The following is a 19,016-nucleotide window of genomic DNA, read 5'->3' on the forward strand; positions in this document are numbered from 1 at the left end:
ATCGTCGACCTTATCCGCGGCCTACCACAGCCCGCCGGTGCCCGGCCGCATCAGGAAGCCGGAATCCGGCTGCTGCTGCGAGACCGGCATGCGCCCTTCGGCGTCGGCCACGCCGATGACCGAGTAATTGTCCGGCGGCGCCGTGCCCGGCTTGAAGGCTTCGAGGATGGTGCCGCCGGTCTCGCCGGGACCGGCGCGCATGCCGGTCTTGGAGACGACGCGGACGAGCTTGATGCCGGCTGGCACCTTGAAGGGAACCGCAGGCTTGTCGGCGAGCGCGAGCTTGAGGAAATCGCGCACGATTGGCGCGGCGAGATGGCCGCCAGTTGCCGCATTGCCTCTGCCGAGCGGACGCGGCTTGTCATAACCCATATAGACCGCGACCGCGATGTCCGGCGAGAAGCCGACGAACCAGGCATCCTTGGCCTCGTTGGTGGTGCCGGTCTTGCCTGCAATCGGCTTGCCCACGTCCTTGAGTACCGTTGCCGTGCCGGCCTGGACCACGCCTTCCAACAGTTCGGTGATCTGGTAGGCAGTCATGGAATCCAGCACCTGCTCGCGGCGGTCGATCAGCTGCGGCTCGGCCTGGTTCTTCCAGCCGCCCGGGGCGTCGCAGCCGCGGCATTCGCGCTGGTCGTGCTTGAAGATGGTGCGGCCGTAACGGTCCTGGATACGGTCGATCAGCGTCGGCTTCACGCGGCGGCCGCCATTGGCGAGCATCGAGTACGCCGTGACCATGCGCATCGCCGTCGTTTCGCCGGCGCCGAGCGCATAGGAGAGATAGTTCGGCAGCTCGTCATAGACGCCGAAGCGGCGGGCATATTCGCCGATCAGCGGCATGCCGATGTCCTGCGCAAGCCGCACCGTCACCGTGTTGAGGGATTGCCGCAGCGCGTTGCGCAGCGTCACCGGTCCCTGGAATTTGCCCGAGGAGAAGTTTTCCGGCCGCCATACGCCGGCGCCCTGCCCCTGATCGATCTCGATGGGAGCGTCGAGCACGACGGTCGAGGGGGTATAGCCGTTGTCGAGCGCAGCCGAATACACGATCGGCTTGAACGACGAACCGGGCTGCCGATAGGCCTGCGTGGCGCGATTGAACTGGCTCTGGTCGAACGAGAAGCCGCCGACCATCGCGAGCACGCGGCCGGTCCAGGGATCCATCGCCACCATCGCGCCGGACACTTCGGGGATCTGGCGCAGGCGGTACTGGCCCTCGACCGGCTGGCCGTCCTTGTAGAGCGGATCGGCATAGATCACGTCGCCCGGCTGCAGCACCTGCGAGACTGCCGTCGGCGTCTTGCCCTTGGTACCGCCCTGCGCGGCTCGCGCCCATTTGACGCCGTCGACCGTGATGATGCCGGTCTCGCGCTGCTTGCTGACGGCGCCGCCAAGCTCGCGGCTCGGCTGGAAGCCGATGCGCGCCGACTGGTCGCTGGTTTCCAGCACGACCGCCATGCGCCACGGCGAGATGTCGGAGAGCGACTTGATCTCGGCGAGCTTGACGCCCCAGTCGCCGGAGATGTCGAGCTTGCTGATGGCGCCGCGATAGCCTTGCTGCTCGTCATAGTTCACGAGGCCGGTGACCATCGCCTTGCGCGCCATGACCTGGATCTTCGGATTCAGCGTGGTGCGGACCGACAAGCCGCCTTCATACAGCTTCTTCTCGCCGTAGCGCTCGAAGATGTCGCGGCGAACTTCCTCGGCGAAATATTCGCCGGCGAACGTGTGGGCGCCGTTGGAACGGCTGGTGACGGCGAGCGGCTCCTTGCGCGCCTTGTCGGCGTCGGCCTGCTTGATCCAGCCGTTCTCCAGCAGACGGTCGACGACATAGTTGCGGCGCTCGATGGCGCGGTCGCGGTTGCGGACCGGATGCAGCGTCGCCGGCATCTTCGGCAGCGCCGCCAGATAGGACGCTTCCGCCACGGTCAGCTCGTTCACCGACTTGTCGAAATAGACCAGCGAAGCGGCCGCGATGCCGTAGGCACCGAGACCGAGATAGATCTCGTTCAGATACAGCTCGAGGATCTTGTCCTTCGAATAGGTCTTCTCGATCCGCATCGCCAGCAAGGCTTCCTTGATCTTGCGGGCGAACGAGACCTCGTTGGTCAGAAGGAAGTTCTTGGCGACCTGCTGGGTGATGGTGGAGGCGCCTTGCGGGCGGCGGTTCGAGCCGTAGTTCTGGATGTAGACCAGGCCCGCGCGCGCCATGCCGGTGTAGTCGATGCCGCCATGCTCGTAGAAGTTCTTGTCCTCGGCCGCGAGGAACGCGTTGATCACGAGCTTGGGCACCGCCTGGATCGGCAGATAAAGGCGCCGCTCCTTGGCGTATTCGCCGACCAGCGAACCATCGACCGCGTGCACGCGGGTCATCACCGGCGGCTCGTAATCCTGAAGCTGAGAATAGTCCGGCAAGTCCTTGGAGAAATGCCAGATCAAGCCTGCCACGGCCCCGACACCGACAAGGAACACCACTGTTCCCGCGGCGAACAGGAAGCCCATGAACCGCACCAGCAAGCGCATTATCTATTTATCCGTTCAAACTCTGGATCAGCCCAGTATCAGCCCCATGGCGACCCCAAATGGCCGCCAACCTCACGTCGCGCATTCGGCGGCTTACGCAATCACATCAATGCCGGACTTCCGACGCTTGCCGAGCAGGATTCTCGCCGATTCCGGAAACCCCTACGGGGTTTTTATAGAGCGTCCGCTGTGGCCAAACTAGGGCCTTTGGGTCGGCAGGAATTAACCGATTCAGTTCGGAGTTCCCGCCGTGGCCATCCGCTTGGTCAAAAACCCGTCGATCGCCTGCGCCATCGAGCCCACGGCACGGGATCGCCAGCCCTCGGAAACCAGATGCTCGAGGTCGCCCTTGTTGGAGACGTAGCCGATCTCGACCAACACCGACGGCACGTCGGGCGCCTTCAGGACCCGGAAGCCGGCCGATTTCAGGGGATGCTTGTGCATCCGCACGGTCGACTTCATTTCGCCCATCAGGAGGCGGGCGAAACGGTTTGAAAAAGTGCGGGTTTCTCGCTGCGTGAGGTCGATCAGGATGTCGGCGACCTCGTTCGGCTCCTCCGCGAGGTTGAAGCCGGCGATCGCATCGGCCCGGTTTTCCGCATCCGCCAGCCGCTGGGCCTCGGCGTCGGACGCCTTGTCGGACAGCGTATAGATGGTCGCGCCCTGCGCATCGCCCTCGGCCCGCGGCAGCGCATCGGCATGAATCGAGACGAACAGCGCCGCCTTGTGGTTGCGGGCGATCTTGGTCCGGTCATTGAGGGGAATGAAGGTGTCGTCGTCCCGCGTCATGACCACACGGTACTTGCCGGCCTTCTCCAGCCTGTCGCGCAGCGCCAAACCGAAGGCCAGCACCAGGTTCTTCTCGCTCTCGCCGCTCGACTGCGTGCCATTGTCGATGCCGCCATGGCCGGGATCGATCACGACCACCGGGCGGCCATCGGCCTTCTGCTGCGCAGTGTCCGGGGCTGTGGTCGCGGGTGCCGTTGCAGGCTGCGCCTCGGCGATGGTGGGCCGCAGTTCAGGGCGGCCTTCGGGCGCGAGCGCCTGCATGAAGGCGGCACGGTCGACCTCCTCGAGCTCCAGCACAAGCCGGGCCGGCTGGCCGTTGGCCGCCTCGACCACGTAGGACTTGGCGATCTTGGCCGGTCCCGTCAGATCGAACACGATTCGCGAACCGCCAGGCATGACGAGCCCGTAGCGGAAGGCCTTGACCAGTCCGCGCCCCCCGGCCCCGGTGCCCGCGGGCAGCTGAAAATTGACCTGCGGCACGTCGATGACGACCCGGTAAGGGTCTGCCAGCGTGACGGCGCGGAAGGTCACGGCCTGGTTGATGTCGAGGATGAAGCGGGTCTGCTTGCCGTCGCCGGCCAGCCGGGCGGCCGAGGCGATCGGAAAATTCGCCGCTGCAACAGTGGGTTGCGACTGGCTTTCCGCTGCCCTCAGGCGCGAAGAATCAGCACATGGCAATGCCGCAACGCACAACAGCGCGCATCCCAGCAAAACCCGTCGATGTGTGCGGCTCGCCACCGATTCCGTGCCTCCGAGCAGCCCTCTTAACGCAATAGAACCACAGGGTTAATCGATCCTTAATGACGGACGTGCGAAACTCTTCGACTGTGACCGCCGTGCGACGCTCCTTGCACGGATGGCTCATTCCTCGTATGTACGGAATGCTGACGGCCGATATTTCGGTTGTGTCGCATTCAGCCTCCCGGTGCAGCGCCGGAACTCCCCAAATTTGGGAATTCCAGCGTTTTCCGTTTCCCTCTAAGGCCAGCGCAGTGCGCGGCAGCGGGTGGAACGGGTCACGCGTCGGCGGCGGACCGGTCCCGGGTTACCACTCACGTTACCGGGACGGTTCTGACAGCGACGTAACCCATTACCCGTTCCCTTGATCCCAAGGGAACGGTTCTTGATCCCCAAGGCGAGCGCGCTCGCGCCATGCCTGGCCAGCAGCAACTGATTGAAGGGCGGCCTCGCCGCCCAATGTTTCATACGGGCCGACGCTTGATGCGCCAGACTGTGCCGACGAATTCTGAAGGACCATTCGCGACGCTGCGGAGTGAAAATCCCGCGCGCCGCAATGGTCCTGAAGCTTCCGGTCCGGCAAGGCGCGAGAGACGGCGTTTCGGCCTTCCCCTCACCCCCGAATCAGGTGGACCGTCGCGTCACCCGGCGGCGCGATACGCGCCCACGGTGATTAGCGCCCGCCGCCGCCAAGAGTTAAGACATGCCCAACAAGATGTTGATCGATGCCACCCACCCGGAAGAGACCCGGGTCGTCGTGGTCCGCGGCAATCGCGTCGAAGAGTTTGATTTCGAGACCGCGCAACGCAAGCAACTGCGCGGGAATATCTACCTCGCCAAGGTCACACGGGTCGAACCCTCGCTCCAGGCCGCCTTCGTCGAATATGGCGGCAACCGCCACGGCTTCCTCGCCTTCAGCGAAATCCATCCCGACTATTACCAGATCCCGGTCGCCGACCGGCAGGCGCTGATCGAGGCCGAGGAACAGGCCCATCGCGAGGCGGAAGAGGAGAGCGAGAATCGCTCCCACGGGCGCCGTCGTTCACGCCACCGCAATGCCCGCCGCCGCGGTCACGGCGAGCGCGTGCGCAGCGACATCGTCGAAGGCCTCGAGGCCGGCGCCGATCCGGCCGCCCAGCCGATCGAGGGCGCGGCGCAGCCGGAGCATGGCGAGGGTGCCTTGCAAGGTACCTTGCAGGAAGGCGAGCACCTGCATGCCGATGCCGAGCATCACGGCGAGCACGACAGCCACGACCACGATCATGACGGACATGACCATGCCGAGCATGATCGCGACGATCGTCATGCCCATGCTGACGCGCCCGCCCACGATCACGACCATGGTCACGATCACGACCATCCGCACGACCATCACGACCATGATCATGCAGGCGAGACGCCCGCGCCTGTCGCGGCCGTCGGCGCCGAGCCCGTGGTCGCGACCGCAAATGTTGCCGAGCCGCAGGAGGCCGCCCCTTCCGAAGCGCACGCCGAGGCCCTTGCCGAAGCCGTGACTGCCGCCGCCGAGCCGGCCGACGCCGTGTACGGCGAGAGCACCGAAGCGCCGCATGCCGACGCCGGGGACGCAGCCGACGAAGACGACGAAGACGAGGATGAGGACGAAGACGGCGATGAAGCCGAAGAGGAAGTCGTCGAATCCGTCGGTGGCGACGACGTGCTGGAGGAAGTGCCGGAGCGCACCTTCCGCCCGCGCCGCCAGTACAAGATCCAGGAAGTCATCAAGCGCCGCCAGGTGATGCTGGTGCAGGTCGTCAAGGAAGAGCGTGGCAACAAGGGCGCTGCGCTGACGACCTATCTGTCGCTCGCCGGCCGCTATGCCGTGCTGATGCCGAACACCGCGCGCGGCGGCGGCATCAGCCGCAAGATCACCAGCGCCCAGGACCGTTCCCGTCTGAAGGAAGTGGTGCAGGATCTCGACGTGCCCGAGGGCATGGGCATCATCCTGCGCACAGCCGGCGCCGCCCGGACCAAGCCGGAGATCAAGCGCGACTTCGAATATCTGATCCGGATGTGGGAGACGGTGCGCGACCTCACGCTGAAGTCGCAGGCCCCGACCCTCGTCTACGAGGAAGGCTCGCTGATCAAGCGCTCGCTGCGCGACCTCTACAACAAGGAGATCGACGAGATTCAGGTGGCCGGCGAGTCCGGCTACCGCGAAGCGCGCGACTTCATGAAGATGCTGATGCCGGCCAATGTCAGCGCGGTGAAGCAATATCGCGACGGTCAGCCGTTGTTCTCGCGCATGGGCGTCGAGAGCCAGCTCGACGCGATGTTCTCGCCGACCGTGCAGCTGCGCTCCGGCGGCTACATCGTGATCAACCAGACCGAGGCGCTGGTCTCGATCGACGTCAATTCCGGCCGGTCGACGCGCGAGCACCATATCGAGGACACCGCGCTCAAGACCAATCTGGAAGCGGCCGAAGAGGTCGCCCGCCAGCTTCGCCTGCGCGACCTCGCCGGCCTGATCGTCATCGACTTCATCGACATGGACGAGAAGCGCAACAACCGTGCGGTCGAGCGCAAGCTGTCGGACTGCCTCCGGCAGGATCGCGCTCGCATCCAGGTCGGACGCATTTCGCATTTCGGCCTGCTCGAGATGTCGCGCCAGCGCATCCGCGCCAGCGTGCTGGAGAGCTCGACCGATCCGTGCCCGCATTGCGGCGGCACGGGCCATGTCCGCTCGGTGTCCTCGGTGGCGCTGCAGCTGCTGCGCGGTCTCGAAGAAATCCTGATGAAGGGCGCGACCCACAACCTCGTGGTCCGCACCCGTACCGACGTCGCGCTCTATGTGCTCAACCACAAGCGCGGCCACCTGCGCGACCTCGAGAACGGCTTCAAGGTGACGCTGTCGGTCATTGCCGATCAGTCTGTCAGCGGACCTCAGGCTTACGTGATCGACCGCGGCGAGCAGGTGCATACGCTGGAAGCCGCCAAGGCGCTGCTTGCGGCGCAGGCGGCTGCAAGCCCGCCGCCAGCGGCCGAAGAGCCCTACGAGGATGAGGACGTCTTCGACATCGAGACCGAATCCGAGGTCGAAACCGAGGAGACCGAAGGTCTCGCCGAAGAGCAGGCGTCCGGCGATGCCGCGTCCGACCAGGACGGCCAGCGCCGCAAGCGCCGACGTCGCCGCCGCGGCCGCGGTGGGCCGCGCGACGGCGAGTTGCGCGAGGATAGCCCTCCCACCCTTCCCGAGGCGGCCGTTGCGGCCGGCGAAGGCGAGGACGATGCCGAATCCGAGCAGGACGGCGAGGAAGGCGAGGAACAAGCAGCCCGCGGCGAGCAGCAGGGCAGCGGCGAGCGCCGACGCCGGCGCGGTCGCCGCGGCGGTCGCCGCCGTCGCGGTGGCAGCGAGGAAGGTCTCGCCGGCTCGATCAGCGACGAACTCGGCACCAATCAGCCATCGGAGGCTGCCGAGGCGGTCGCCGATTTCGACGGCTTCGGCAATGAGTCTGCGCCTTCGATCGCGCAGGCCGAGCACAGCGCTGAACCGCAAGTCTCGCAGCCTGAACCGCAAGCCTTGCAGCCCGAACCGCGCGCGGAGGTGCAGGCCGAGACACCGGCTCAGCCCGAGCCGGTTGCCGCGGAGGAAGAGCCCGTCGACGACAAGGCTGCACGGCGCCGCTCCACGGTGCGCGAAAAGGTGAGCTTCCTGTCGAGCGGCCCGAGCGAGCCGGCAACGCAGGTATCGCAGCTTGCGCAGGCGGCCGAGCCGGTCACGCCGCCCGCGCCGGCAACTGAACCTGCGCCGCAACCGGCAAGCGATACGCCCGCCGTCCCGCGCCGCGCCGGCTGGTGGTCCCGCCGTTTCGGCGGCGGCGAATAAGGCCGAACATTCAAAATGCAAAACGCCCGGCATCCGCCGGGCGTTTTCGTTTCGTCGTTGCGCCGATGTGCTAAGCCGTTTTCGCAATCTGAAAGGGACCGGCATTGTCAGAGCTTTGCGATTCCAGCGCCGTCGAGCTGCGGCGCCTGTTGGCCGCGCGGATCATCTCGCCCGTCGAGCTGCTCGACGCCTGTCTGTCCCGCATCGCCGCGATCAACCCCGCCGTCAACGCCGTCGTGACGCTGGACGAGCCGGGCGCACGCGCCGCCGCCAAGGCGGCCGAAGCCGCCATCCTGCGCGGGGAGGATCGCGGTGCTCTGCACGGGCTTCCCATTCTCATCAAGGACACCCAGGACACCGCCGGGATGCGCTCCACCTATGGCAGCCCGCTGCTGAAGGACAACGTCCCGGCTGCCGACCAGGGCTCGGTCGCGCGCCTGCGCGCGGCGGGCGCCGTCATCTTCGGCAAGACCAACACGCCGGAATGGGCGGCGGGCGGCAACACCCGCAATCCCGTATTCGGCGCGACCGGCAATCCCTTCGATCCCCTGCGCTCGGCGGCGGGCTCCTCCGGCGGCTCGGCGGTGGCGCTGGCCTGCGGCATGGCTCCGCTCGCCTCCGGCTCGGACACCGGCGGCTCCCTGCGCAATCCGGCAGGCTTCGCCGGCATCGTCGGCATGCGTCCGTCCTACGGCCTCGTGGCCAGCGAGAAGCGTGCGTTCGGCTGGTCCAATCTGTCGACCGACGGGCCGATGGCACGCAACGTCGCCGACACTGCACTGATGCTGTCGGTGATGGCGAGCGATGATGGCCGCGATCCGCTCGCCTATACGCTGCCCGGCGAGCCCGTGCGCGCTCGCGCCGAACGCTGGGCCGCCCCGCGCCCCGCAGAGCTCGGCAAGCTGCGTCTCGCCTTCACCGAGGATTTTGGCTTTGCCCCGACCGAGCAGGCGATCCGGCGCGTGTTCCGCGCGCGGGTGAAGAAGCTCGCGCCGCTGTTCGTACAATCCCGCGAGGCGACGCCGGATTGCTCCGGCGCGGACGACGCCTTCGCGGTGCTGCGCGCAGGCCTGTTCCTGGCCATGCACGGCAAGAACTACCGGGAACGCCGCGAGATGCTCGGCCCCAATGTCCGCGCCAATGTCGAGGAAGGGCTGGGCTACACGCTCGAAGACCACGCACGGGCCACGGCGACGCAGACGCGGATATATCGCGCCTATCAGAGCTTCTTCGAAACTTGCGACGTGCTGATCAGCCCGACCATTACGCTGAGCCCGCGGCCGTGGTCGGAGCCTCATCCGGCTGAGATCGACGGCGTGCCGACCAGGTCCTATTTCCACTGGCTCGCCCTGGCCTACGCCGTCACGCTCCCCGGTCATCCCGCGATCAGCATTCCGCTCGGCCTCGATGAAGCCGGCCTGCCGTTCGGCCTCCAGATCATCGGTCCGCGTGGCGGCGACGCCATCGTGCTCTCGGTCGCCGCGGGCATCGAGGCGGCGTTCGCGGGCGATGCGCAATTGTGCCGGCCCGTCCCGGATCTGGCGCGGCTTGCCGCGGCGCCGCCGCTCTCCGCTGCCCCCGGCTTCCTCACCTGGGAATGATCCTGGGAATGATCCCGGGAATAACGCGATCCGACAGGAGAAGTCTTCCGATGCAAAGCGCAATGGTTCTCGGCGGCGGCATGATCGGTGTGAGCGCCGCACTGCACCTGCAGCAGCGCGGCTGGACCGTCACGCTCGTCGATCGCAGGGAGCCCGGTCGCGAGACCAGCTACGGCAATGCCGGGATGATCCAGGCCGAAGCGGTCCGCCCCTATCCGATGCCGCGCGACCTTGCGACGCTGCTGAAGATCGCGACAGGCCGCACCAACGACGTGCGCTACAGCCTGTCGTCGCTTCACCGCCATATCGAGCCCCTGCTCCGCTATTGGTGGCATTCGGCGCCGAAACGGCATCGCGAGGCGATCGAGGCCTGGGCGCGACTGATCGCCTACGCGACTTCGGAACACGACATCCTCGTTCGCGAGGCTCACGCCGACAATCTGATCCGCCGCGCGGGCTACCGGGCGCTGTACCGCAACGCCGCGGAGCTGGAGCTCTCGATCAAGGCTGCGGAGGAAGACCAGCGCGAGTTCGGCGTGAATTTTCGCGTGCTGTCCGGCAGCGAGCTCGCCAAGGCCGAGCCGATCCTGCGCGACGATCTTCCCGGCGCGATCCATTGGCTCGACACCTGGACCGTGTCCGATCCCGGCGCCCTGGTCACGTCCTATGCCGAGCTTTTAGAGCGCCTCGGCGGCACCATCGTGCTCGGCGACGCGCAGTCGCTGCAGCAGACCGCAACCGGCTGGTCGGTCGCGACGGACCAGGGGCGCCTCGACGCCGCCCACGCCGTCGTGACCCTCGGACCCTGGTCGCCCGATCTGCTGCACAAGTTCGGCTATCGCATTCCGCTGGTCCGCAAGCGCGGCTACCACATGCATTACAGCGGCGGCGCCTCGCTCGATCTGCCGCTGGTCGACAAGGGCGGCGGCTACGCCATGGGGCCGATGGCGAAGGGAATCCGCATCACCACCGGCGCCGAATTGACCGGCATGGACGCCCTCGCCACGCCCGTGCAGCTCGCCAGCGCGGAAAGCTCCGCACGCGAGCTGATCGACCTCGGCCAACGCGTCGAGCCGGATCCGTGGTTCGGCACCCGCCCCTGCACCCCCGACATGCTGCCGGTGCTCGGGCAGGCTCCGCGTCATCCCCGCCTATGGATGAATTTCGGCCACGGCCATCAGGGATTTACCCTGGGACCCGCGACCGGACGCCTGCTCGCCGAGATCATGAGCGGCGAGACGCCGGCGATCGATCCCCGGCCCTATCGGCCGGAGCGATTCTAGACTCGAAGAAAAGGGCTGATCGAGCATATCGACCAGCCCCGTTACTTCGAGCGTTACCCTGGATGTGGGCGATGCCGAGCGCCTTGATCTCATCGTTGGCGGCAGCGGTCGGCCAGAGTCAGCCGACGCGTGCGCGAGCACGATGGCGATCAGGGTTTCGCGCTTTATTGCCGGCGCTCGATCAGCCTGCGCGCCGCCGGCATCAACGTCGCGCCAAGCGAGTTCTTGATCAGCGAAGCCGCCACGAACGGCACGATGCCGACCTGCCAGGCCTTCGCAGCGCCGAGCCCGAGGCCGAACGCCAGCCAGCCGAAGCCGGCGGCCAGAATGACGACATGGCCAACAGCCATGGCTGCAAACAACCGCGCCACGCTGCGATCCCAGCCGCGCTCGGCGAGCCAGCCGGTCACGAAGGCGGCCGCAATGAAGCCGAACAGATAGCCTGCGGTCGGGCCAATCAGCGGCGCAATCCCACCCACCGGCCCGGCAAAGACCGGCGCGCCAAGCGCGCCCTCGGCGAGGTAGGCGATCATCGTTGCGCTGCCAAGACGCCAGCCATAGGCCGCGCCGATCATCAGCACCACCAGCGTCTGCAACGTCATGGGCACATAGGGCAGCGGCAGGCTGACCTTGGCTGACAGCGCCATCAACGCGGTGCCGAGCCCAACCAGCACGACGGCACGCACTGCGCCGACGGCTTCGCCGGGCCGGGTCGGCCACATCAATGCGGCGAGAGAAAAATGTGGCGCAGCAGCAGTCGGGACGGATCGGTGGTCAGGCAAGATGAACTCCGGAGCTGGTCGAAAACTGGCGGCTATTTAAGCCAGTGAGCGATCCGGTCAACTGCCTCGCGCATCTCTCCCGGCGAGCGTGCATACGAAAAACGAATGAACGATCGGCCGTGAACGGGATCGAAATCGAGGCCGGGCGTCGCCGCAACGCGTGCCTGCTCGAGCATCTGCTTGGCGAACTCGAAACTGTCGGAGGTGAAGTCCGAGACGTCGGCATAGAGATAAAATGCACCATCGGCCGGCAGGAATTTGCTGAGGCCCGCTTTCGGCAATCCCTCGATCAAAATCTGCCTGTTTTCCTGATAGCCGTGCTTGATCGCTTCCATCTCGGCCGCACCGTCGAAGGCGGCCTCTGCCGCGATCTGCGACAGCGCCGGCACCGAGATCGACAGGTTCTGCTGCAGCCGCTCGATCGGCCGCACCAGGATTTCGGGCACGACCATCCAGCCGACGCGCCAGCCCGTCATGCAAAAATATTTCGAGAACGAATTGATCACGAGTGCGTGCTCGGACAGCGCGGCTGCGGTGACGGCCGGGAACGCATAATCGAGCCCATGATAGATCTCATCCGAGATGAAGCGGATGCCCGCGTCTTCGGCGGCCGCCATCAGGCCGGCGAGCGCTTCGCGCGACATCATCGTCCCCGTCGGGTTGGCCGGGCTGCCGACCAGCACGCCCTTCAGCGGCGCCTTGCGATGGGCGGCGAGCAATGCCTCGCCGGTGAGCGCATGGCGCGTCTCGTTCGTGGTCTCGATCAGCACCGGCTCGCAACCGAGCGCGGTCAGGATATGCCGGTAGGGCGGATAACCCGGCACCGTCACGGCGACGCGGTCGCCCGGCTCGAACATCGACAGGAAGGCCAGGATGAACCCGCCCGAGGAGCCGGTGGTCACCACAATCCGCTCGGGGCTGACGTCGCAGCCATAGGCGTCGCGATAATGGCGTGCGATGCGCGCGCGCAAGGAGGGGATGCCGAGCGCGGAGGTATAATCGATCCGCCCGGTCTCGAGCGCCATATGGGCGGCGGCAATCGCCGTCCTGGGCGCGCTGGCCGCGGGCTGGCCGACCTCCATGTGGATGACATGGCCGCCGGCGGCCTCGATTCGGGCCGCCGCGGCCATGACGTCCATCACCATGAACGGGGGAACATCGCTGCGGCGGGAGGGCTCGAGCCACTGCCCCAACCGGCTCCTTAAAGTCGCATCGTGCATCGATTTCTGCTATTTCGCTGGCGGGCCGGCGCCTCCGGCCCGGGAACGGGGCGCTTGCGCCCCAGACTGGCCGCATTGTGCGGCTCATAAGGGGAACGGCTCACAAGGGCATATCGCGTATCCGGTCCGCCGCCAATCGCCAAACCCATCACGAAACTGCTTTCCAGACCGTTGATCCAAGACCGTTTGATGTCGCTCCAGATCGCATTGCGCAAGAAGGCTTCCGCCCTCACCGCCCTCGTCACGGCCGCGGCGATCGCGCTGACGCCGTTCTCCACAGCGCACGCGCAAGCCAAGGGGCCACCGGTCCTGCGCGACACCGAGACCGAGCAGCTGCTGCGCGAATATACGCGCCCGATCCTGCGCGCCGCGGGTCTGGAGAAGCAGAACATCCAGATGGTGATCCTCAACGACGGCTCGTTCAACGCGTTCGTCGCCGATGGCCGCCGCATCTTCGTCAATTACGGCGCGATCCTTCAATCGGAGACGCCGAACCAGATCATCGGCGTGCTCGCGCACGAGACCGGGCATCTGGCGGGCGGCCATCTGTCCAAGCTGCGCGAGCAGCTCGCCGCCGCCCAGACCCAGATGATCATCGCGATGCTGCTCGGCGCCGGCGCGATCGCCGCGGGCAGCACCCAGCGCGGCACCGGCAACAACGGGCTCGCCAATGTCGGCGCCGCCGCGATGTCCGCTCCCCAGGAGGTGATCCGCCGGTCGCTGTTGTCCTATCAGCGCCAGCAGGAGGAGAACGCCGACCGCGCCGGCGTGCGATTCCTGACCGCGACCCAGCAATCGCCGAAGGGCATGTACGAGACCTTCAAGCGCTTCACCAGCGAGAGCCTGTTCGCCGCGCGCGGCGCCGACCCCTATCTCCAGTCGCATCCGATGCCGGCCGAGCGCGTTGCCGCCCTGCAGGAGTTCGCAAGCTCCAGCCCCTATTGGAGCAAGAAGGACGATCCCGCGCTTCAGCTTCGCCACGACATGGTTCGCGCCAAGATATCCGCCTTCATGGAGCGGCCGGAGACGGTGTACCGCCGCTATCCGCTCTCGAACGACAGCATGCCGGCGCGCTATGCCCGTGCCATCAGCACCTATCTGCACGGGGACTTGCGCAGCGCCCTCGCCCAGATCGATGCGCTGATCCAGGTTCAGCCGAACAATCCGTACTTCTACGAGGTGCGCGGCCAGGCCTTGCTGGAAAGCGGCAAGGCCGCCGAGGCCATCGCGCCCCTGCGCAAGGCTGCCGCACTCTCGAACAACTCACCCCTCATCGAGATGTTACTTGGGCAGGCTCTGGTTGGAACCGATAATAAGGCCTACACCGACGACGCCGTTCGGATTCTCCGCGCCGCGGTGGCGCGGGAGCCCGAGGCCATCCTCGGTTACAGCCAGCTCGCGATGGCCTATGGCCGGAAGGGAGATTATGCCGAGGCGGATCTCGCATCGGCCCAGGCCGCTTACTTGCGCGGCGACAACAAGACCGCCCGCGAGCTCGCCACGCGCGCGAAAACCCGTTTTGCCATCGGCACGCCTGGATGGGTCAAGGCCGACGACATCGTGGCGGCCAAGCCGCCGCGCAACTGACGAGAACGACGCCAAACCTGAAGACGCCTTGCACCACGACGTCACGACACCGAGCTTTGACGCCGCCGGGACGTTTCCCGAAACCTGCTTTGGATAAGAGGATTTGCCTATGCCTTCGCTGCGTTCGCTTGCTCCCGCGCTGTTTGCGCTCGCCATGTTCGGCGCAGTCGCGCCGGCCGCTGCCGACAGCTTCTCCGACCCGCAGCGCACCGAGATCGAGAAGATCATCAAGAACTATCTCGTGAGCCATCCCGAGGTGCTCGAGGAGGCCATGGCCGAGCTCAGCAAACGTCAGGCCGCGGCCGAAACGAAAAAGCATGAAGCGAGCGTCGCGCAGAACGCCGAGGCGATCTTCAACTCGCCGCGACAGGTCGTGCTCGGCAACAAGGACGGCGACGTCACGTTCGTCGAGTTCTTCGACTACAATTGCGGCTATTGCAAGCGCGCGATGGACGACATGCTGACCATCATGAAGAGCGATCCGAAGCTGAAGGTCGTGCTGAAGGAGTTTCCTGTGCTGAGCCAGGGCTCGGTCGAAGCGGCGCAGGTCGCGGTCGCCGTGCGCATGCAGGATCCCACCGGCAAGAAATATCTCGACTTCCACCAGAGGCTGCTCACCGGCCGCGGCGCCGCCGACAAGGCGCGCGCGCTTCAGGCGGCCAAGGAAGCCGGCCTCGACACCGCCAGGATCGAGAAGGACATCGGCAGCCCCGAGGTGCGCGCCACCATCGAGGAGAACTTCAAGCTCGCCGAAGCGATGGGCATGAACGGCACGCCGAGCTACGTCATCGGCAAGCAGATCGTGATCGGCGCCGTCGGCGTCGAAAGCCTCAGGGAAAAGATCGGCATCGCCCGCTGCGGCAAGGCAACCTGCTGATCACAGGTTTTTCGATATTCGGAAAACGCGACAAGGCCGGCTGGAAAAGCCGGCCTTTCTTCTTGCGCCGAACATTGGCGTCTTCGCGCAAAGTCATTCATCTGGCGTTCAACAAACAAATGCCGCGGAACAGACGAAGTTCCGGAACAACTCAAATCTCCTTTCGTTGTCGGCGCGGGCAATGACGCAAAGAAACACGTGAGGAGAATTTCGATGTTGAACCGCTTCATGATCTCAGTTGCCGCAGCCGCACTCGTCGCGGGCACCGGTCTCGCCAACGCACAGGGCACCATGGGCCGCGACAGCGGTGGTGGCGCCGGTGGCGCACAGATGCAGCAGTCGCAGCCTTCCGGCGGCGCCGCTGAGCGCGGCGGCTCGATGGGCCGCGATTCCATGAGCCATGACAAGGGCACTGTCGGCCAGTCCGGCGGCTCCAGCTCCATGAAGTCCGAAGACAAGTCCGGCGCGATGAAGGACGAGCGTTCCTCGGGCGGCGCGATGAACAAGAACGCCGAAGACAAGGCCGGCACCAAGGGCCAGCGCACCGACGATCGCGCGCAGGGCCAGATGGACAAGTCCCAGGACAAGTCCAAGAGCATGAGCCAGGACACCACCAAGTCCGGCAAGGACAAGGATATGAAGGCTGAGGGCAGCAAGAGCGGCACCTCGACCAACAACGCCGAGACCCAGAAGGGTACCGGCACGAGCACCAACCAGAATGCTCAGGGCCAGACCGGCACCAGCACCAACCAGAACGCCCAGGGCCAGAGCTCGACCTCGACCACGGTCGGCCAGGCGGGCGCCGCCGCGAAGCTTTCGACCGAGCAGCGGACCCAGATCACCTCGGTGATCCGCGAGCAGCGGGTGACCCCGGTGACCAACGTGAACTTCTCGATCTCGGTCGGCACCCGCGTGCCGCGCGAGGGCATTACCTTCCACACCTTGCCGTCCCGGGTCGTGTCGATCTATCCGGAGTGGCGGACCTACAAGTACATCCTGGTCAAGGAAGAGATCGTGATCATCAATCCGGACACCTACGAAATCGTGGCGGTCCTGAACGTCTAAGCCGGATCACCGGCAGCCGCAGGGGGCGGGCAGCAATGCCCGCCCCCTTTGCGGTTGCCGGCAGCCATGGTTCGGGCTGGTTAACAAGCAATTTCCGTAGCTTCCGCACAGATTTTTGCAGCCAGGATGAGGTACCTGAGGGCCCCTCGAAGGTCCTTCAAGGCTTCCCCTGGGACGCTTTGTTACCTATAACCCCGCCACGCCGAAGCACCTCTTCCGGGATTGGAATGGCAGAACCCGCAACCGACACGATCCTTGTCCTGAACGGGCCGAACCTCAACATGTTGGGGACGCGCGAGCCGGAGAAGTATGGCCATGCGACGCTGGCCGACGTCGAGGCGCTGTGCCGGGAAACGGCGGCGACGTTCGGCCTCAAGGCCGATTGCCGGCAGTCCAACCGCGAGGGCGAGCTGATCGACTTCATCCACGAGGCGCACCGGCGCAAGATGAAGGGCATCATCGTCAATGCCGGCGGCTATTCCCACACCTCGATCGCGCTGCACGACGCGCTGCTCGCGGTTCAGATCCCGACGGTCGAGGTGCATGTGACCAACATCCACGCCCGCGAGAGCTTTCGTCATCACTCCTACACGGCACGCGCGGCCTTCGCATCGCTCTGCGGTTTCGGCATCGAGGGCTACCGCCTCGCCATCCAGGGCCTCGCCGCCAAGCTTGCCATCAAGCCCAAAGCCTGAAGCTCCCTCATCAAACAGAACATTCGGATCAAACAACATGGCGCGCCAGCCAGACGACAAAGCAGCCGCAAAGTTTTCCAGCGAGGATTCCGCGCTCGTCCGCGAGCTCGCGCTCCTGCTCGATGAGACCAGCCTCAGCGAGATCGAGATCGAGCGCGCGGGCCTGCGCCTGCGCGTCGCCCGCAATATCAGCGTGGCTGCGACCATGCCGGTGCCGATGGCTGCGGCTCCCGCCGCCCTGCCGGGTGTCCCCGCCGCGACGGCCGCCGCCGGGCCCGACCTGTCGAAGCATCCCGGCGCGGTCAGCTCGCCGATGGTCGGCACCGCGTATTGGGCGCCCGAGCCCGGCGCCAAGCCGTTCATCGAGGTCGGCAGCAAGGTCTCGGTCGGACAGACGCTGCTGATCATCGAAGCCATGAAGACCATGAACCAGATCCCCTCGCCGCGCGCCGGCACGGTGACGCAGATCCTGGTCGAGGACGGCCAGCCGGTCGAGTACGGCGAGCCGCTCGTCATCATCGAGTGAGGCAGTGGCGAATAGCGCGTAGCGACCAGCTGCTCCACCCTATTCGCCATTCGCCATTCCCCATTCGCCCCTGAGGCACCATGTTCGACAAGATCCTGATAGCCAATCGCGGCGAGATCGCCCTTCGCATCCTCAGGGCGTGCAAGGAGCTCGGCATCGCGACGGTCGCCGTGCACTCCACCGCCGACGCCGACGCCATGCATGTGCGCCTGTCGGACGAGAGCGTCTGCATCGGCCCGCCGGCGTCCAAGGACAGCTATCTCAACGTCCCCGCGCTGCTCGCGGCCTGTGAGATCACCGGCGCCGATGCCGTGCATCCCGGCTACGGCTTTCTGTCGGAGAATGCGCGCTTCGCGGAGATCCTCGCCGAGCACAATCTGCATTTCATCGGCCCCAAGGCCGAGCATATCCGCCTGATGGGCGACAAGATCGAGGCCAAGAAGACCGCCAAGAGGCTCGGCATTCCCGTGGTTCCCGGCTCAGACGGCGCGGTTGGCCCCGACGACGACGCCCTGGCCATCGCAAGGGAGATCGGCTTTCCCGTGCTGGTGAAGGCGGCGGCCGGCGGCGGCGGCCGCGGCATGAAGGTCGCCCACAGCGAGGCGGATCTGCAGGTGGCGCTGTCGACGGCGGCCAACGAGGCCAAATCCGCCTTTGGCGATGCCTCGGTCTACCTGGAGAAATACCTCCAGAAGCCGCGCCATATCGAAATCCAGATCCTCGGCGACGGCCGCGGTGGCGCGATCCATCTCGGCGAGCGCGACTGCTCGCTGCAGCGCCGCCACCAGAAGGTCTGGGAGGAAGGCCCCTCACCCGTGCTCGCCGCCGCCGCGCGCGCCAAGATCGGCGAGACCTGCGCCAGCGCAATGCGCGAGATGAAATATCTCGGCGTCGGCACCATCGAATTCCTGTTCGAGGACGGCGAATTCTACTTCATCGAGATGAACACCCGAATCCAGGTCGAGCATCCCGTCACCGAGAGCATTACCGACATCGACCTCGTGCTGGAGCAGATCCGCATCGCCGCCGGCGGTGACCTGCCGGCCAAGCAGGAAGAGGTCCAGGTCATCGGCCACGCCATCGAGTGCCGCATCAACGCCGAAAATCCCCAGACCTTCCGCCCCTCGCCCGGCCGCATCCTGCAATACCATCCCCCGGGCGGGCTGGGGGTACGGATCGATTCCGCCGTCTACCAGGGCTACACGATCCCGCCCTATTACGATTCCCTGGTCGGCAAGCTGATCGTGCACGGCAAGACCCGCGCAGAATGCCTGATGCGGCTCCGGCGGGCGCTGGACGAGATGGTGGTGGAAGGCATCGAAACCACGCTGCCGCTGTTCCGCGCTTTGGTGCGCGAAGGCGATATCATCAACGGCGACTACCACATCCACTGGCTGGAGCAGTATCTGGCCGGCAAGATGGAACCTGCCCCGCGATAATCCACTTTGCCGTGGAACCTTTTGGCCCCGATTGCGTTCTGGACGCGGGG

13 protein-coding genes are annotated in these 19,016 nt (G+C 66.0%); 9 read left to right on the top strand and 4 right to left on the bottom strand.

All coding sequences use genetic code 11. From position 1 onward, the window contains the following. Positions 1-21 precede the first annotated feature (21 nt). Positions 22-2,520: a penicillin-binding protein 1A gene (locus K410_RS0120835; RefSeq protein ID WP_028136665.1), complete on the bottom strand. Its 2,499-nt coding sequence runs from the start codon at positions 2,518-2,520 to the stop codon at positions 22-24. Positions 2,521-2,751: 231 nt separating this feature from the next. Continuing rightward, the gene (locus K410_RS0120840; RefSeq protein ID WP_028136666.1) at positions 2,752-4,047 is read right to left on the bottom strand and encodes an N-acetylmuramoyl-L-alanine amidase; all 1,296 of its coding nucleotides are present in this window, start codon (positions 4,045-4,047) and stop codon (positions 2,752-2,754) included. 703 nt (positions 4,048-4,750) lie between these two features. Between K410_RS0120840 and K410_RS0120845 the strand changes: the two genes are divergently transcribed. The 3 genes from K410_RS0120845 to K410_RS0120855 all read left to right on the top strand — a co-directional run bounded on the left by K410_RS0120845 (position 4,751) and on the right by K410_RS0120855 (position 10,775). After that, positions 4,751-7,891, top strand: coding sequence for an Rne/Rng family ribonuclease (locus K410_RS0120845; RefSeq protein WP_028136667.1), 3,141 nt, complete (start codon positions 4,751-4,753; stop codon positions 7,889-7,891). Between the two features lie 104 nt (positions 7,892-7,995). After that, a complete protein-coding gene (locus K410_RS0120850) occupies positions 7,996-9,492 on the top strand; it encodes an amidase (protein ID WP_028136668.1) in 1,497 nt (498 codons plus the stop codon). A 50-nt stretch (positions 9,493-9,542) separates the two neighbouring features. Continuing rightward, positions 9,543-10,775, top strand: coding sequence for an NAD(P)/FAD-dependent oxidoreductase (locus K410_RS0120855; RefSeq protein ID WP_028136669.1), 1,233 nt, complete (start codon positions 9,543-9,545; stop codon positions 10,773-10,775). Positions 10,776-10,939: 164 nt separating this feature from the next. On the opposite strand, the gene K410_RS0120860 is transcribed toward K410_RS0120855, so the two are convergent. Both K410_RS0120860 and K410_RS0120865 read right to left on the bottom strand, forming a co-directional pair. After that, positions 10,940-11,497: a biotin transporter BioY gene (locus K410_RS0120860; protein ID WP_028136670.1), complete on the bottom strand. Its 558-nt coding sequence runs from the start codon at positions 11,495-11,497 to the stop codon at positions 10,940-10,942. Between the two features lie 92 nt (positions 11,498-11,589). Then, the gene (locus K410_RS0120865) at positions 11,590-12,777 is read right to left on the bottom strand and encodes a pyridoxal phosphate-dependent aminotransferase (RefSeq protein ID WP_028136671.1); all 1,188 of its coding nucleotides are present in this window, start codon (positions 12,775-12,777) and stop codon (positions 11,590-11,592) included. 189 nt (positions 12,778-12,966) lie between these two features. On the opposite strand from K410_RS0120865, the gene K410_RS0120870 reads away from it, so the two are divergent. The 6 genes from K410_RS0120870 (at position 12,967) to accC (ending at position 18,966) form a co-directional block, all read left to right on the top strand. Next, positions 12,967-14,364: a M48 family metalloprotease gene (locus K410_RS0120870; protein WP_028136672.1), complete on the top strand. Its 1,398-nt coding sequence runs from the start codon at positions 12,967-12,969 to the stop codon at positions 14,362-14,364. A 109-nt stretch (positions 14,365-14,473) separates the two neighbouring features. Next, positions 14,474-15,241: a DsbA family protein gene (locus K410_RS0120875; RefSeq protein ID WP_028136673.1), complete on the top strand. Its 768-nt coding sequence runs from the start codon at positions 14,474-14,476 to the stop codon at positions 15,239-15,241. Between the two features lie 213 nt (positions 15,242-15,454). Beyond that, positions 15,455-16,306 carry a DUF1236 domain-containing protein gene (locus K410_RS0120880; protein ID WP_028136674.1) on the top strand — a complete coding sequence of 284 codons (852 nt, stop codon included), beginning with the start codon at positions 15,455-15,457 and terminating at the stop codon, positions 16,304-16,306. 227 nt (positions 16,307-16,533) lie between these two features. Beyond that, the gene (gene aroQ, locus K410_RS0120885) at positions 16,534-17,001 is read left to right on the top strand and encodes a type II 3-dehydroquinate dehydratase (RefSeq protein ID WP_028136675.1); all 468 of its coding nucleotides are present in this window, start codon (positions 16,534-16,536) and stop codon (positions 16,999-17,001) included. A 37-nt stretch (positions 17,002-17,038) separates the two neighbouring features. Further along, positions 17,039-17,527 carry an acetyl-CoA carboxylase biotin carboxyl carrier protein gene (gene accB, locus K410_RS0120890; RefSeq protein ID WP_028136676.1) on the top strand — a complete coding sequence of 163 codons (489 nt, stop codon included), beginning with the start codon at positions 17,039-17,041 and terminating at the stop codon, positions 17,525-17,527. A gap of 80 nt (positions 17,528-17,607) precedes the next feature. Next, a complete protein-coding gene (gene accC, locus K410_RS0120895) occupies positions 17,608-18,966 on the top strand; it encodes an acetyl-CoA carboxylase biotin carboxylase subunit (RefSeq protein WP_028136677.1) in 1,359 nt (452 codons plus the stop codon). The last annotated feature ends 50 nt before the right edge of the window (positions 18,967-19,016 follow it).

Source organism: Bradyrhizobium sp. 22 (assembly GCF_000482425.1).
GTDB classification, from domain to species: Bacteria; Pseudomonadota; Alphaproteobacteria; order Rhizobiales; family Xanthobacteraceae; genus Bradyrhizobium; species Bradyrhizobium japonicum_B.

What these genes read in the sequence shown, in the direction of transcription:
- K410_RS0120835 (WP_028136665.1), bottom strand. Translation starts at nt 2,520, where the DNA reads ATGCGCTTGCTGGTGCGGTTCATGGGCTTCCTGTTCGCCGCGGGAACA.
- K410_RS0120845 (WP_028136667.1), top strand. Translation starts at nt 4,751, where the DNA reads ATGCCCAACAAGATGTTGATCGATGCCACCCACCCGGAAGAGACCCGG.
- K410_RS0120855 (WP_028136669.1), top strand. Translation starts at nt 9,543, where the DNA reads ATGCAAAGCGCAATGGTTCTCGGCGGCGGCATGATCGGTGTGAGCGCC.
- K410_RS0120860 (WP_028136670.1), bottom strand. Translation starts at nt 11,497, where the DNA reads ATGTGGCCGACCCGGCCCGGCGAAGCCGTCGGCGCAGTGCGTGCCGTC.
- K410_RS0120865 (WP_028136671.1), bottom strand. Translation starts at nt 12,777, where the DNA reads ATGCACGATGCGACTTTAAGGAGCCGGTTGGGGCAGTGGCTCGAGCCC.
- K410_RS0120870 (WP_028136672.1), top strand. Translation starts at nt 12,967, where the DNA reads ATGTCGCTCCAGATCGCATTGCGCAAGAAGGCTTCCGCCCTCACCGCC.
- K410_RS0120875 (WP_028136673.1), top strand. Translation starts at nt 14,474, where the DNA reads ATGCCTTCGCTGCGTTCGCTTGCTCCCGCGCTGTTTGCGCTCGCCATG.
- K410_RS0120880 (WP_028136674.1), top strand. Translation starts at nt 15,455, where the DNA reads ATGTTGAACCGCTTCATGATCTCAGTTGCCGCAGCCGCACTCGTCGCG.
- aroQ (WP_028136675.1), top strand. Translation starts at nt 16,534, where the DNA reads ATGGCAGAACCCGCAACCGACACGATCCTTGTCCTGAACGGGCCGAAC.
- accB (WP_028136676.1), top strand. Translation starts at nt 17,039, where the DNA reads ATGGCGCGCCAGCCAGACGACAAAGCAGCCGCAAAGTTTTCCAGCGAG.
- accC (WP_028136677.1), top strand. Translation starts at nt 17,608, where the DNA reads ATGTTCGACAAGATCCTGATAGCCAATCGCGGCGAGATCGCCCTTCGC.